Raw genomic sequence first — 15537 nt, 5'->3', positions numbered from 1 at the left:
CTTGGATGAAAAAGCACTACGTGAAAAAATAGAACGGTTTAGAGACGTAAAAAAAGGTGAGTTCTTAATTGGCTTACAACTCAATCGCGGGGATGCACGCGTTGAAAACTACGAACGTCTAAAAGAAACAGCGATTACCACGTATGAAACGTTATTGCCGTTGTATCGCCATAGCTTAAACATCTAAAAAAGGACAAAGAGACATTCTCTTTGTCCTTTTTTATTACAATTTTACTTTCTCATCAGGCTCTACTGCTTTTGCTTTTTGAATGACCGAATAAGTCGACGTGTCAGCTTGTTCATCATACTCTTGAAACGTCTTCTTTTCTTCACTTTTAGATGGAACGACCGATTTAAATTGTTTATAAGCTGCTAAAACTTCACTCGCTTGTTTCCCTTGGTCATACACTTGCTCAATGACCGAAAAGAAATTTGCGACCGCAACAATTTCTTCTTGAGACCAATCTGGAGATAGCGGAATTGAAACTTCATCTTTTGCCATTCTCATTTCCTCCTTTAAACCACACTACAATATGTGCACGTCATCGCGCACATATTGTACCAAATCGTAGACGTGTAAGACAAAGGTAAGTGAACAAACTTCCCAACCACTCATACGACACGCTTAGCTCGTTTTCGTCGAGCGAATTGTATAACACAATACAAACAAAACTCCCTTCAAAGGAGCAGCTTTGAAGGGAGCGTATGATCTTACTTCTTTTTCTTTTTGCTTTTGCACTCGTTACAGCTACTATATAGTGTGCTTATTTTCTCACCTTGGTAATGTTCAATTGTACAATTGCACGTTCCACAAATAATTATTGACATCTTCAACACTCCTTGTAAGCGTTTTATTACTGTTAATACTATAATATGATGTCATATTTGTCTTGTCAACGATTATTTGTATAACACATTTATTTTTTTCACACAAAAAAGCACACTAGATTAACATCTACGTGTGCTTTTCTTTATAATTGTATAACTTATTCATCTTCAAGAGCGATTTCATCAGGATGAATAAAGCGATAACCTTTCTCTTCTATACCTAAAACAATATCTTCAAGAGCATCTTTCGTCCATTCGCGGTCGTGCATGAGTAGGTTTGCACCGTTACGTAATAGTTCAGTGTTAACCATAACGTCAGCGAGTGGCTCTGCTTCTAAATAATCACTTTCCCAATCATATCCATATGTCCAGTTCATCAACAACATCTCTTCGTCTTTTGCAAGCTCTCTCGTATAGTCTGTATTCAAACCAAATGGAGCTCTAAAGAAGTCTGGACGCTCACCGCTAATGTCTTCAATGACATCATTGAGCCCTACGATTTCTTCATATTGCTCTTCTTCAGAGAGCGTTTGTAAGTCTGGGTGACCCATCGTATGATTTCCGATTGCATGGCCATAATCAATAATTTGCAGTAGCTCTTCTTCTTGTTCTTCTGTAGTTAGAAAATGTCCATTCACAAAGAAAATTGCACTTACATCAAGATTATGTAAAATCTCTGCCATTTCAACTGCATGATTGTCAGGAGCATCATCGATCGTTAATAGTACCGCTTCACTCTGTGCATCTCCTATGCTTTCAAAGACACCTGCTTCTTGGTTCCACGTATATTGCGGTTCAAGATCTTCTGGTTCTTCTTCAACTTCTTCGTCAGCATTGTCATTCTCATCATCAGATTCCAGCTCATCATCTACGTCATCTTCAATATCTGTTTCCACTTCTTCTACTGGCTCATCCGTTCCATCGACTTCTGCTGCTGTTTCTTCCGATTCGTTGTCACCACAGGCGCTTAACACGAGCAACGGCAGGGCTCCCAAGGCAATTAGCATTTTAGGCTTATTCATACGTCCACCTCCATTTAATTCCATTCATTTTCCATAGTACAGGAATCGACACAAAATGAGAAATATTTTCCTACCAAAAAGGACAACTTATTTGTTAAGATAAATACTTATGAGAAATCTAGAAGGCAATTATTGGCTTTCATTTACTCATTGCAATTCTATTAGGAAGTTGGTAGCTAGTATGAAACGACTTACACCTGTGTTTTACATCTCCGTGGTCGTTGCCGCCCTATTTATTCTTTGGGGCTCAATAGGAACTGAGCATATGATGGACACGTTGTCATCATTACAAGCGGCAATTTCCACACAACTTGGCTGGTATTATATGTTAACCGCATCAGCCTTCGTACTTCTCTCTATTTTTCTTGTCGTCAGTCCTTTTGGACGAATTCGACTAGGGAAACCTGACGAACGACCTGAATACAATTATTTTACTTGGTTCGCATTTTTATTTACAGCTGGTATGGGCATTGGGCTCGTCTTCTGGGGAGCAGCAGAACCACTCAATCACTACTACAACCCAGCAACTGCTGAAGGTGAATCGAGCCGCGCGGCCGCCGAGGCTCTTCAATATTCTTTCTTCCACTGGGGATTTCACCCTTGGGCAATTTATTCAGTCGTCGCACTTGCGCTTGCGTACTTCGGGTTCAGGCATAATGCCCCAGGCGTTGTAAGTGCAGCATTCCGCCCTCTGATTGGCGATAAAGCAGATGGTTGGATTGGAACTCTCATTAACTTCATCGTTGTATTTGCTACTATTTTTGGAGTCGCAACCTCTCTTGGTCTAGGAACTGCACAAGTTGGCGCTGGACTATCACAACTCTTCCCAGTGCAAAACAGCACGACATTACAACTTTGGATTATCGCCGTTGTCACGGTAATTTATATCGCATCAGCCGCAACTGGGATTAATAAGGGAATTAAAATACTTAGTATGGCGAATATCGCGTTAGCCTTTGCGCTTTTACTTTTCGTATTAGTTGTAGGTCCAACTGTAATGTCTTTAAGTGCGTTTACGCAAACTGTAGGAAGTTACTTACAGAACCTCCCTTACATGAGTTTTAGGCTTGCAGCATTTGACGATGAAACGGCAACGAGTTGGGTCAATGACTGGACCTTATTTTACTGGGCTTGGTGGATTTCTTGGGCACCATTTGTCGGAACATTTATTGCTCGCGTCTCAAGAGGACGTACGATTCGTGAATTTGTGCTAGGTGTAATCTTAGCTCCAACTGCCGTTAGTGCCTTGTGGTTTGCGACGTTTGGTACAGCTGCAATGGACCTGGATAATCAAACTGGCGGAGCGATATTTTCCTTAATCTCAGATCCTGCTAATGGTGAAGAAATGGCGTTGTTTGCGCTCCTTGAACAATACCCGTTAGCGACGATTATGACAGGTCTTTCTGTTCTATTAATTGCATCGTTCTTCGTGACATCGGCCGACTCAGCCACATTCGTTCTAGGTATGCAAACAACAGGTGGAAGTATGAACCCACCGATGTCAGTCAAAGCCGTATGGGGTATAATTCAATCGGCAGCAGCTGCATTTTACTCTTAGCTGGGGGATTGGATGCCCTGCAAACAGCAGCAATCATTGCAGCATTACCGTTCTCAGTAATTATGATTCTTATGACTGTCTCACTTATAAAATCGTTAATTCAAGAACGTAAAGCAATTGATCAAAAAGAAGCTCGAAATCGAAAAGAAATGAACGAGGAATTAAAACTTATTAAAGAAGAACGAGAACAATTACGAAAAGAACGGAAACGACTTCGTGAACAAGAAAAAGCAAGGAAAAAAGAAGAACAACAACAAAAACGAAAACAAACGACTGATGCGAAAGCTACAAATCCACAAAACAAAGATGACAACCAAAACAAGTAGCAGTTGGTATGTTTTTCCTGCTTTATAACAAACGCATCACAGAACTTTCGTTACGTTTACAACTATGGGAAATATAGTCTTTTCATCTACCTTTAATGATATGATCTATTCAAGGCTGATGAAAGGATGCGTGAAATGTTAACGAAACTAAAATTAACTTCACTTGTTCTATGTAGTTTTCTATTCATTGCATGTTCTATAAACCATCACCCATCTAGCCATGCTAATAACTTGGAAAACCGCGAACGACCAAACGTATTTTTTATTTACGATGATGATAATCACGATAGTGAACGAAATTACCTTGAGGCAATAAGTACGTTTCATTCAGAACATCCAGAGACAGAAGTACAACTCGTTGATAAATATGATGAACAAGCACTTGTTGATGAACTAAATTTAACGGAGTTCCCAGCATTGGTATTTCAAGATACTGGAAGCTACTACGTACGAGCTTCCGGTCCAACTTCGAAAGAAATTATATTACATCATTTACGTAGTGATTATGATCGCTATAGCTTACATCAACCAAACAGACCGTAATCCTTTATCGTAGGATTACGGTCTGTTTTTATTACAGTTAACTACGACGTTGTTTAAGTCCTGTCATAAAATCAAGCATCACGTGCACGGCCGCTTTTAACGTTTGTTTCTCAACATCTTTACTATAATCAATACAGACAAGATCCATCGCATTCGCTTTCGGATGACGTCCAGCTTCCATCACCGCTTCAAAAAGTTCATCTGTTCTCATACCACCTGGTGTAGACGCAGGTGCTCCTGGCCCGAAGGCTGAATCAAGCACATCCATATCAACGGTTACGTAAATCATGTCGACAGTCTGGTCTAGTAAGTCTAGTGCCTTAGAGACGGTTTGCCTAACTCCAATTTCACGAGCTTGTTTTAAAGTTGTGTAGTTCACTTCATGAACATCAGCATAATTCTTTAATGATTTGGCGTTAAAGTAACCGTGCAACCCAATCGTATGGACGTTACTTCCTTTTACGATTCCGCCCTCGATGAGCTGTCGAATTGGTGTACCATTTGCCGGACCAATTACACTTGGGTCCCTTAAATCGAAATGAGTATCAAATTGTAACACGCCAATCGTTTTCGTATCATGAACCTGTTTATAACCTTTGATTAATTGTGCAGTAATGCTATGATCACCACCCATAATGATCGGTATTCCATGAGGGTGATACGTTTGCATCGAAATCATCATCTGTTTTATTTGCTCGTGACTATAGTCAATATCGGTAATCGCTTGTTTTGTATCTCCAAGATCAATGACCTTTAAAGACGATAAATCTACATTTTCATCTAAATTATATGGGTTAAATGATTTCCAAAGCTTACGTAATTCATTAGGGGTTTCACTAGCAAACGATGCACTAATACTCGACTTAGATAATGGAGCACCGGCTAGTACAACATCAGCTTTTTTTAGTAATTGTTGAAGATGTTCGTTACGATCGTTATCAAGCGTTTGAATCCATTCATGTACTTTTGAATCTTCCGTCATTTTCTTTTTCGTATAGATCCATTCTGGTCGATTTAACTGAGGATAAGGATACACGTTATCATTCTCCTTTAACTAAAGTAATTTATGCAAAAAATGATGATCGGTAAAGAAATAAAATCTATAAGAAAAGCTCCTACAATTGGAACAATTAAAAACGCTTGTTTAGAATGTCCATACTTTTGTGTAATCGCATCCATATTTGCCATTGCAGTCGGTACAGCCCCTACTCCATGGCCCGCGAACCCACCAATCATTACGGCTGCATCATAATCCCTACCGAGAATTGGGAATAAAAGGAAAATACCAATTATAATGACAACAATTACTTGAATGAGGGCAATCGTTAACAATGGCAATGCAAGATCTACAATTTCCCAAAGCTTAATACTCATTAACGCCATTGCTAGAAAGACCCCTAAAGCAACTCCGCCGATTAACGCAATTAATCCATTTGAAAACTGCGTCGTGTCATTCGTTTGATAGCGATCCAATAAATTTCGTGCGATAACAGCAATCACCATTGCTCCAACATAATTCGGAAGCACAAATCCTGTCCAGTCGGTGAATGCGTCACCTAAATAACTTCCTACACTCATACAAAACGTAATGAGACCAAGGTGTAAGAAAATACGATGTGCTGTTAATGTAGATTCATGAACTTCTTTTTCCTTCGTTTGTTCAGGTTTTATTTCCTCTACTGTTGCAGTGCCCTGAGATAGATTATTTTTTTTAATCAAGTACCGGACCATCGGGCCACCAATAATACCCCCAACGACTAATCCAAATGTCGCTGTTGCGATTCCTGCGGTTATCGCACCTTCAACACCTAAAGATTCAATCGTTCCTCCAAAAGCCGCCGCAGCGCCGTGTCCTCCTAACATCGACACAGATCCTGTCATTACACCAATTAAAGGATCCAATCCAAAAAGTCTAGCCATTGAGATTCCGATTACGTTTTGCAACAAAGCTAGCACACCAACGATCGCCCAATATATGAGCAAAAGCTTTCCACCTTTTTTAATGAGTGCAAAGCTAGCGCTCAATCCAACCGTTGTATAGAATACGAGCATAAAAATTTCTTGAAGTGTTGTATCAAAAACAATCTGTATCACGTCAGATTGATGAAGCATAAAAACTAAGCTCGCAACGAGTAAACCTCCAACAACCGGGGCGGGTATTGAGTAACGATCTAAAACTTTAACTTTAGAAACAATCCAATTTCCAATGATTAATAATAAAATTGCTAGAAAAAATGTCGTAATATAGTGAATTTCCAAATGACTCAACCTCCTTATACATGATTTCTCTGTCTAGTATGATTATATACATGTATAATAATAGTTTATAATACTAATATTCAATTACTTGATAGGTTTTGCCTATAGAGGAGGGAGTTCGTATCGATTTCAGAAAACTGTCGTACTTCCAAGAGTTAAGTGATACGAGAAATTTTACGAAAGCTGCGAATAACTTAAATATCTCTCAACCTTCACTAACTCAAGCCATTAAGAAATTAGAAGATGAAATTGGTTTTTTACTTTTTGAACGTTCTAAGAGGAGAGTTACGCTTACAGAGTCAGGAGAGCGGTTTTACGAAGCAAATCGAGAATTAATGAAGCGACACAATGCATTAACGATTGAAGTGAACGCCATTCGTGAAGGCGGTTCTGGCAAGGTAGTCATCGGTATGATTGAATCAACGAAAAATTGGATGGCTTCCGTTATTATGGAGCACTATGCACTTTATCCATCATTGAATTATCAATTTCAAGAAATTCTACGTAAAGAGGACGTCATTCAAGCAGTACAACGGTACGATACTCATGTGTGCATTACAAATTATTTCATCAACACAGAAGACATTGCTAGCCAACCATTATATAAGGAAGATATCGTTGCAGTTTCAAAACAACCCTTATCAACGACAGAAGCGATCGCTATGAAAACTTTAGGAACCATACCACTCATATTGCCCCCAAAAGAGTACCAAACACATAAAGACATCTTAGATGCATTTACAATTGCTGAAACCGAGCCACTCATAAAATTTGAAGTAGAAAGATTTGAAACAGCATTAGCTTTTGTAAATCGTGGTTTAGGAGTGGCGATGGTACCTAAACGGTATGTATCCTATTCCGAGCAATTCACGAATCTCTATATCTACACACTGACTGACCCTACACCTACAAGGATGGTCTATGTAAGTTATCATTTGCACCGATATTTACCTGCAGCAATAACTAAACTTATTTCACTAACATTAGATTTCAATCATCATCAGTTAGATGACACACCATAAAACTCTGTGTTATAGATCACAGAGGTTTTTGGAACGTTTTACTTAATATGAATTGGTGTGCCGATTGCAACTTCTGCTGCTTCCATCGTAATCTCACCAAGTGTTGGGTGAGCATGAATTGTCATTGCAACATCTTCAGCTGTCATACCTGCTTCAATTGCAAGACCGATTTCAGCAATCATATCAGATGCGCTTGGTCCAGCTACTTGTGCACCGATAATTAGTCCGTCATCTTTACGAGTAATGAGCTTCATGAAGCCATCAGAGTCGTTAAGTGATAATGCACGGCCATTTGCTTGGAATGGGAATTTAGAAGCTTTCGCTTCAAATCCTGCTTCTTTCGCGCTTTCCTCAGTGTGTCCAACAGATGCAAGCTCAGGCTCTGTAAAGGCAACGAGTGGAATACCGAGGTAATCGATTTCGCTTGCTTCTCCAGAGATAACCTCTGCTGCAATTTTACCTTCATAAGACGCTTTGTGTGCAAGTTGTGGGCCATCAACGATGTCACCAATTGCAAAAATGTTGTCAACGCTCGTACGAAGTTTCTTGTCCGTCTTAATAAGACCGCGATCTGTTACGTCTACACCGATTTGCTCAAGACCGAGCTCATCTGTGTTTGGACGACGTCCAACAGATACGAGCAAGTAATCCGCTTCGATTTTTTGCTCTTCGCCTTTAACATCTACAGATACTGTAATGCCCTCATCTGTCTCTTCAACGCCTGAAGCTTTGGCTTGAGTAATAAACTCAACACCCTTGCTCTTTAAGCGACGTTGTACGAGCTGAGCCATTTGCTTTTCAAATCCAGTAAGAATACGCTTCTCACCTTCAAGTACAGTCACTTGGCTACCGAGGTTTGCATACGCACCTGCAAGCTCAACACCGATGTAACCTCCACCAATAACGACGAGACGCTTTGGTACTTCTTCAAGTGCTAGAGCACCTGTTGACGTTCCTACACGGTCGCTTAGTGGGAACGGAGGAAGTTCAATTGGACGAGATCCTGTTGCAATGATACAGTTTTTGAATTTGTACGATTGTGAGTTGTAGTTCTCACCAGAAACTCTTACTGTATCTTTGGCAGAAAAGTAAGCTTCACCTTTGACGATGTTTACTTTGTTGCCCTTAAGAAGTCCTTCGACTCCTCCGGTTAACTTTTTAACAACGCCTGATTTCCATTCTTGAACTTTAGAGAAATCAAGTGTTGCGTTTTCTGTCGTAATTCCCATTTCGTCAGTACCTTGAGCTTTCTCAAAACGGTGACCCGCTTCAATTAAAGCTTTAGAAGGAATACAACCAACGTTTAGACAAACGCCACCCACGTTCTCGCGTTCTACGATCGTTACTTTTTGTCCGAGTTGTGCGGCACGGATTGCTGCAACGTATCCCCCTGGGCCAGACCCAATAATCAGCGTGTCTACTTCTTCTGCTAAATCTCCTACTACCATGAATTACCCCTCCATTATTATGCGCTCTGGATCGTTAAGCAAACGCTTCACGTGATTCAGTGCATTTTGTGCAGTAACACCATCAATAAGACGATGATCATAACTTAATGATAATGCAAGCATCGGTCTTACGACAACTTCTCCGTTTTCGACAACGCTTTTTCTTCAATTCGACCGATACCGAGAATAGCAACTTCTGGATGATTAATAACTGGTGTAAACCAAGCACCACTTGCAGAGCCGACGTTTGAAATCGTGCTCGTACCACCTTGCATTTCACCACTCGTTAATTTTCCATCGCGAGCTTTAATTGCAAGTTCAGTAATCTCTGATGCAAGCATAAATACTGATTTACGATCTGTATCACGAACAACAGGAACAACTAGACCACGATCTGTATCCGCTGCGATTCCAACGTTGAATCGTTTCTTGTAAACAATCTCTTCATTTTCATCGTCAATTGAAGCATTCAATGCAGGATAAGCGCGAAGTGCAGACGTGTAGGCTTTGACGACGTACGGCAAGTACGTAAGCTTAATGTCTTGTTCAGCTGCAACCGGCTTGAACTTCTTACGGTTTTCAACGAGTGCACTCACTTCAACTTCATCCATGTGTGTTACGTGAGGAGCTGTGTGCTTACTGTTTACCATTGCTTTAGCAATCGCTTTACGCACACCTTTAAGTGGTACACGCTCTTCAGTGACGGTAGACTCTGTTGATGTCGTTTGCTTCGTTTCAGTCGTTGTGCTTTCATCTGTTTGCTCATCGCTAGAAGCGTCAGCAGATGGCTGGTCGCCACTTACGAATGAATCGATATCTTCTTTTAGAACGCGACCATTCTTGCCACTACCTGTGACTTGTTGAATGTTTACATCGTTCTCACGCGCATATTTGCGGACTGTCGGCATCGCAATCACACGCTTATCGTCAGCTGAATCAGCTTGATCTTCTTTAGATGAAGAGCTTGTCGTTTCTTTTTCACTCTTCTCTTCGCTTGCTTTTGTTTCTTCTTTAGATGATGATTCTTCTTCTTTTACTTCTTCTTCCTCATCATCTTCACTACCGTCATCGATTGTTAGAATGACTTCACCGACCGTAGTCGTTGTGTTTTCGTCAACTTTAATCTCTAATACTGTACCCTCAACTGGAGATGGGATCTCAACAACGGCCTTGTCGTTTTGCACCTCGCAAAGAACATCGTCCTCTTCGACTTTGTCTCCCTCTTTAACGAACCACTTAACAATTTCACCTTCATGGATGCCTTCTCCAATATCAGGAAGCTTAAATTTGTAAGCCATAAGTTGCTACCTCCTTTTCGTGAACGCTCGTTTAAAATTCAATCGTTTCTTTCGCTTTTTCATAGATGTCTTCAGCATTTGGAAGCCAAGCATCTTCATCAGAAGCAAAAGCATATACTGTATCCGGTGCTGCAATACGAGCAATTGGTGCTTCTAAGTGTAAGATTGCACGTTCGCTAATTTCAGCAACAATAGTTGCACCGACGCCCGCTTGACGCTGTGCTTCTTGAATGACAACTACGCGGTTTGTTTTCTTAACAGATTCTAAAATCGTATCAAGATCCAATGGACTTACAGTACGAAGGTCAATGACTTCAGCACTGACGTCTTCTTTTTCTAAACGGTCTGCAGCTTTAAGCGCTTCATGCACCATAGCGCCGTAGGCAATGAGTGTAACGTCTTTACCTTCACGCTTAATGTCTGCTTTGCCGAGTGGAATTGTATATTCTTCGTCAGGAACTTCTCCCTTAAAAGAACGGTAAAGCTTCATATGCTCTAGGAAAACGACAGGGTCATTGCTTCTAATTGCTGAAATTAGAAGCCCTTTTGCGTCATATGGAGTGGAAGGAATTACAACGCTAATCCCTGGCGTTTGTGCAATAAGACCTTCTAAGCTATCAGAGTGAAGCTCAGGCGTTTTTACACCGCCACCAAAAGGCGCGCGAATTGTAATCGGGCTACTATAGTGTCCACCAGAACGATAGTGAGTACGAGACATCTGCCCTGCGACTCCGTCCATTACTTCAAAAAGGAATCCGAAGAACTGAATTTCCATAATTGGTCTAAATCCAGTTAACCCGAGTCCGATTGCAAGACCACCAATTCCTGATTCAGCGAGTGGTGTATCAAAGACACGCTCTTCACCGAATTCTGCTTGAAGACCTTGTGTGGCACGGAATACACCACCGTAATGACCGACGTCTTCACCGAATAACAAGACGTTTTCATCATTTTTTAGTTCCGTGCGCATGGCTTCAGTAATTGCTTGAATCATTGTCATTTCTGCCATTATTCATTCGACTCCTTCGCACGATAGTATTCGAGTTGCTCTTCAAGGTTAGAACTGAGGTCATTACCCATGATCTCAATGAGTTCACTTACCTTTTGATGAGGCGTCTCGTCTGCTTCTTTAATTGCAGCTTTAACGTCCGCTTTCGCTTGCTCAACAACTTCGTTCTCTTGTTCTTCTGACCAAAGTCCTTTTTCCTCAAGGAACTTGCGGAAACGAACGAGTGGATCTTTCTTCTCCCAAGGATCGTCTTGATCTTCAGTACGATATCTCGTTGGATCATCACCAGAAAGGGAGTGTGGCCCGTAGCGATAACAAAGCGTTTCTATTAGCGTAGGACCGTTTCCTGAAATCGCGTTATCACGAGCTTTCTTTGTTGCAGCATAAACGGCCAAAACGTCCATTCCGTCTACTTGTACGCCTTCAATTCCGGCAGCAACTGCTTTTTGTGCAATCGTACCTGCTGCTGTTTGCTTTTCAGCTGGTACAGAAATCGCAAATTGGTTGTTTTGAACGATAAAGATCGCTGGTGCATTAAATGCTCCTGCAAAGTTCATTCCTTCATAGAAGTCACCTTGAGATGAACCACCATCACCTGTATACGTAATGACGACGTTTTCTTTTTGTTTTTTCTTAAGTCCAAGTGCAATTCCTGCAGCTTGTACGATTTGCGCACCGATGATGATTTGTGGCATCAACACATTAATGCCTTCCATCTGTCCGCCTTTATAGTGGCCTCTTGAGAATAAGTACGCCTTTGATAACGGGTACCCGTGCCAAATCAATTGTGGAATGTCACGATAACCTGGTGCAATCCAATCTTCTTTATCTAGAGCAAAATGAGAACCGAGCATTGACGCTTCTTGTCCTGCAACTGGCGCATAAAAACCTAAACGACCTTGACGTCCTAAAGAAACGGCACGTTGGTCAGCGACACGTGTGTAGACCATTCGTTTCATAAGTTCCTTAAGTTGATCATCACTTAAGTCTGGTAGTGCATCTTCGTTTACGACTTTACCGTCTTCGTTTAGTACCTGAAAAGTTTCAAACTTGTCTTCTACTGCTTCAATCGTCTTTTCAGCCAAAGCGGCTCACCTCTTTCATTTATTATCAGGCATTGTGTAACATGCCTTGTTGAGCGAACAAACTTGAGTGATTACCTAATGATTAACGTACCCTGAATCACTACTTTTCAATCTCACATATGAGCTGAATCTGTTTCATGGACACTCATCTAAAAACTAATACACAACATTTCAATAACAGCATACATGAATAGTAAATCATTCGTCAATCCTTACGGCTATATATTCATTTTCTAATCGATACATTTTTAAAATTGACGAACAACTCTAATCTGTTATATATCATCTTGTGATTTTGACGATTATATAATGATACAGATTGATTTCTTACGCGTATCACAAACGAGTTTCCCCTAAACAACATCGTTCATTCAGACATAAAAAGAAAACGAACTACCCTAAGTCCGTTTTCTAATTTGTCGTATGCTTTGCTTATTATGTTTATTTAATGATGAGTACATCTTCTGTTCTCCATTACGCTTCTAGCAGTTCAGCAGACTCGTAAAACTGTTCTTTTGCTTCATTAAAACGTTCTGTCTGATCATTAAATGCTTCTTTGTTTTCATTAATCGTACGATACAATTCATTTACGTCATTGATCTGTTCTTCAAGTTCTTCAAATGATAAATCTTCATTCAAGAACATCGTATACAGCTCTTCGTCTAAAGCAATTGCTTGTAAGTAATTGTCATACAATTCCTTATGAACCTCATAACGACCTTGCATTGCTTCAAACACAGCCTTTACCTCATCTTGACGTGCTGACTCAACTTCTTCAATCATCTCTTCGCCTTCCATCAACTGAGCATACGCTGACTCAATGCTCTCACGTTCAGTTTCAATTCGTTCTTTACGCTCTGAGGCAAGCTCAAGTGCTTCATTAACTTTCTCTTCAATCTCATCCATCTCACCTAAACCTAATTGCACCATCTCTTCAAACAATTCATATTCTCGTTCTTCAGCCTCAACTAACGGTTCTTGTTGTTGTTCGAATTCAAGCTCTAATGCGATCGCCTCTTCAATATGTTCGAACAGTTCTTCTTCAGCGGAGTTCCCGCAAGCGGATACGATGAGCAATAGTCCGAGCATCGTTGCCCATATCATCATGCGTTTTGTCATCAAATGTCCTCCCTGACTTTCGTCTTCATTTATCATATAAGAACAAAGTAGCATTTGCAAAGTATATTTGGTAATTGTTAACAAGGCACCTTTGCTTTTTTTTAGGCAAAAATCCAAACCATTTCCTCACGCTTTGCATACTCTGTAAAGGTAACGCGTAAAGCGAATACAAAAGGAGGTATTCTCCATGTCATATGGTTATGGCGGTTATAGCGGCTACGGTGGTTATGGTTACGGCAACTACGGTGGTGGCGGTGGATTCGGAGCAGGGAAAGGCTTCGCACTCATCGTTGTACTTTTCATTCTTTTAATCATCGTTGGTGCTTGTTACGGAGATAAAAAATAACAGCTTTTCCCTTTATAGCAGTCACACAATGTGACTGCTATTTTTCTTGATTGCTTTGTCTAAATCCATGTACATCTGCTATACTTTACGAAGTATCTTATTCCCGTAAACAACGATTTATGTACTCATACATCAAGGTTTTACACATAAGGAGGAACAATGGATGATTACGATGGACAGAATTGTCCGTGAAGGACACCCTGTTTTAAGAGAAGTCGCGAAAGATGTCGCGCTTCCTCCAAGTAACGAAGACCTCGCGGTCCTTAAAGAAATGCACGAGTATTTAACGAACAGTCAAGACCAAGCAATTGCAGAAGAATACGATTTACGACCTGGTAGTGGCCTCGCAGCCCCTCAAATCGGTGTAGCAAAACGAATGTTCGCTATTCACACGACAGATGAGAAAGATAACCTACACAGTTACGGTTTTATTAACCCTAAAATTGTTAGTCATTCTGTTGAAGAAACGAGTCTTGAGAACGGTGAAGGGTGTTTGTCTGTTGATCGACCAGTTGAGGGTCTCGTACCGCGTCATGCGCGTATTACCCTTGACGCACACACGTTGGACGGAGAGCACATTCGGATGCGTTTTCGTGGTTATATCGCGATCGTAATTCAACATGAAATGGACCACTTAAACGGCATTATGTTTTATGACCGTATTGAAGAATACGATGGACCACACAAACGACCACTACCTGTTTAATGCATGAGAAAGCGCGACGAGGAAAATTCCTCGTCGCGCTTTTTATGTCTATGACAGCAGTGCCAGCTTTTTGAGCCCTTCATAAATTCCTTCATCGTCTACATGTGTTGTCGTAAAATCAGCTACACTTTTAACGATGTCTTTTCCATTTCCCATTGCTACTCCAGTTCCAGCTGCTTGGAGCATTTCAATATCATTAAGACCGTCACCAAACGCAATCGTATCTTTCAGATCGATGTGCAAGAGATCCGCAACTTTCTTAATGCCAACAGCCTTTGATCCACCGTTCGGAATAAGATCAAGCGATAATTCATGCCAACGTACGAAATCGAACTGTGGATAATGATCTTCGTAGCCGTGTGCTTCCTCAATTTTAGAAAACAGCAACCCTTGATAAATCTCACCTTCAAATGGATCGTTGACAACATTCGGATAAGGAAGATGCAAGCTATCCATACACTCTCGAATTCGATCACTTGCAGCGATGTTTGTTCTTGCTCCTAAATGGTCCATGACAACCATTGGATGACCCTTTTCATGAGCGTCTGAGCGAATCGCTTTTAACGCATCTTTATCGAGTGATTTCGCTAGTACAACTTGATCTTCAAGTACGACATAAGAGCCGTTAAAGCCGATATGTGTTGTAATGTTTAGCTCTTTTTTAAGCTCATTGTACATAAAAGGAGCGCGCCCGGTTGCAATAACAACATGATGCCCTTGTTCTTGAAGCTGTCTTACTGCATGCTTTGTAGCTTTTGACATTTTTTTCTCTTCATTGTAAATCGTTCCGTCTATGTCTAAAAAAACGATCTTTTGGTTCATACTCTCACTCCTCATTGCCCTATTCTTCTATTATTATGTCGGATAAGTTTATGACTGAAAACCCTCTAGAATGTTTTAACTGCTTTTTTTCTGTCTAAACTATTGGGTACACTACAAGCTGGACGGCTTAAGACGAGGAATTATAT

15 protein-coding genes and 2 pseudogenes are annotated in these 15537 nt (G+C 40.7%); 6 read left to right on the top strand and 11 right to left on the bottom strand.

From position 1 onward, the window contains the following. The first annotated feature begins 1 nt into the window (after position 1). Complete coding sequence (locus tag JCM19038_RS24880; RefSeq protein WP_307189957.1) at positions 2–187, top strand: DUF1054 family protein; 186 nt, start codon at positions 2–4, stop codon at positions 185–187. Positions 188–223: 36 nt separating this feature from the next. Here the strand turns inward: JCM19038_RS24880 and JCM19038_RS05185 are convergent, their stop codons facing one another. From JCM19038_RS05185 to JCM19038_RS05180, 3 genes are all read right to left on the bottom strand, one after another. Then, the gene (locus JCM19038_RS05185) at positions 224–502 is read right to left on the bottom strand and encodes a UPF0223 family protein (protein WP_042415350.1); all 279 of its coding nucleotides are present in this window, start codon (positions 500–502) and stop codon (positions 224–226) included. A gap of 209 nt (positions 503–711) precedes the next feature. Next, a complete protein-coding gene (locus JCM19038_RS21660; protein ID WP_081831626.1) occupies positions 712–828 on the bottom strand; it encodes a GapA-binding peptide SR1P in 117 nt (38 codons plus the stop codon). Between the two features lie 158 nt (positions 829–986). Continuing rightward, positions 987–1850 carry a polysaccharide deacetylase family protein gene (locus tag JCM19038_RS05180; RefSeq protein WP_042415347.1) on the bottom strand — a complete coding sequence of 288 codons (864 nt, stop codon included), beginning with the start codon at positions 1848–1850 and terminating at the stop codon, positions 987–989. Positions 1851–1959: 109 nt separating this feature from the next. Here JCM19038_RS05180 and JCM19038_RS05175 point away from each other — a divergent pair. Both JCM19038_RS05175 and JCM19038_RS05170 read left to right on the top strand, forming a co-directional pair. Next, positions 1960–3734 (top strand): annotated as a pseudogene (locus tag JCM19038_RS05175) (BCCT family transporter). Positions 3735–3869: 135 nt separating this feature from the next. Next, positions 3870–4277: a hypothetical protein gene (locus JCM19038_RS05170; RefSeq protein WP_042415344.1), complete on the top strand. Its 408-nt coding sequence runs from the start codon at positions 3870–3872 to the stop codon at positions 4275–4277. Positions 4278–4314: 37 nt separating this feature from the next. On the opposite strand, the gene JCM19038_RS05165 is transcribed toward JCM19038_RS05170, so the two are convergent. Both JCM19038_RS05165 and gltS read right to left on the bottom strand, forming a co-directional pair. Further along, on the bottom strand, positions 4315–5259 hold the full coding sequence (locus JCM19038_RS05165; RefSeq protein ID WP_042415771.1) for an agmatinase family protein: 945 nt from the start codon (positions 5257–5259) through the stop codon (positions 4315–4317). A gap of 68 nt (positions 5260–5327) precedes the next feature. Further along, positions 5328–6536, bottom strand: a complete 1209-nt coding sequence (gene gltS, locus JCM19038_RS05160; protein ID WP_042415342.1) for a sodium/glutamate symporter — start codon at positions 6534–6536, stop codon at positions 5328–5330. A gap of 98 nt (positions 6537–6634) precedes the next feature. Here gltS and JCM19038_RS05155 point away from each other — a divergent pair, with 98 nt between their 5' ends. Next, positions 6635–7558, top strand: coding sequence for a LysR family transcriptional regulator (locus JCM19038_RS05155; protein WP_052361104.1), 924 nt, complete (start codon positions 6635–6637; stop codon positions 7556–7558). Positions 7559–7596: 38 nt separating this feature from the next. Here the strand turns inward: JCM19038_RS05155 and lpdA are convergent, their stop codons facing one another. The 5 genes and pseudogenes from lpdA to JCM19038_RS05130 form a co-directional block, all read right to left on the bottom strand. Then, positions 7597–9006, bottom strand: coding sequence for a dihydrolipoyl dehydrogenase (lpdA, locus tag JCM19038_RS05150; RefSeq protein WP_042415339.1), 1410 nt, complete (start codon positions 9004–9006; stop codon positions 7597–7599). A 3-nt stretch (positions 9007–9009) separates the two neighbouring features. Further along, a pseudogene (locus JCM19038_RS05145) lies at positions 9010–10304 on the bottom strand (dihydrolipoamide acetyltransferase family protein). Positions 10305–10335: 31 nt separating this feature from the next. Then, on the bottom strand, positions 10336–11313 hold the full coding sequence (locus JCM19038_RS05140) for an alpha-ketoacid dehydrogenase subunit beta (protein ID WP_042415335.1): 978 nt from the start codon (positions 11311–11313) through the stop codon (positions 10336–10338). Further along, entirely contained in the window at positions 11313–12398 is a 1086-nt protein-coding gene (gene pdhA, locus JCM19038_RS05135; RefSeq protein ID WP_042415332.1) for a pyruvate dehydrogenase (acetyl-transferring) E1 component subunit alpha, read from the bottom strand. The genes JCM19038_RS05140 and pdhA overlap by 1 nt, the downstream gene beginning before the upstream one ends. A gap of 474 nt (positions 12399–12872) precedes the next feature. Continuing rightward, entirely contained in the window at positions 12873–13517 is a 645-nt protein-coding gene (locus JCM19038_RS05130; RefSeq protein WP_052361102.1) for a YkyA family protein, read from the bottom strand. A 187-nt stretch (positions 13518–13704) separates the two neighbouring features. On the opposite strand from JCM19038_RS05130, the gene JCM19038_RS21655 reads away from it, so the two are divergent. Both JCM19038_RS21655 and def read left to right on the top strand, forming a co-directional pair. Further along, entirely contained in the window at positions 13705–13863 is a 159-nt protein-coding gene (locus JCM19038_RS21655) for a YjcZ family sporulation protein (protein ID WP_081831624.1), read from the top strand. 163 nt (positions 13864–14026) lie between these two features. Further along, complete coding sequence (def, locus tag JCM19038_RS05125) at positions 14027–14569, top strand: peptide deformylase (RefSeq protein WP_042415329.1); 543 nt, start codon at positions 14027–14029, stop codon at positions 14567–14569. 48 nt (positions 14570–14617) lie between these two features. Here def and JCM19038_RS05120 read toward each other — a convergent pair whose 3' ends face one another. Then, positions 14618–15391 carry a Cof-type HAD-IIB family hydrolase gene (locus JCM19038_RS05120; protein WP_042415327.1) on the bottom strand — a complete coding sequence of 258 codons (774 nt, stop codon included), beginning with the start codon at positions 15389–15391 and terminating at the stop codon, positions 14618–14620. Positions 15392–15537 lie beyond the last annotated feature (146 nt).

This window comes from Geomicrobium sp. JCM 19038, assembly GCF_000698125.1.
In the GTDB taxonomy this organism is placed as follows: domain Bacteria; phylum Bacillota; class Bacilli; order Bacillales; family Marinococcaceae; genus Geomicrobium_A.
Note: the sequence above shows the minus strand (reverse complement) of the source record. Positions and strands in the feature narration are given on the sequence as shown.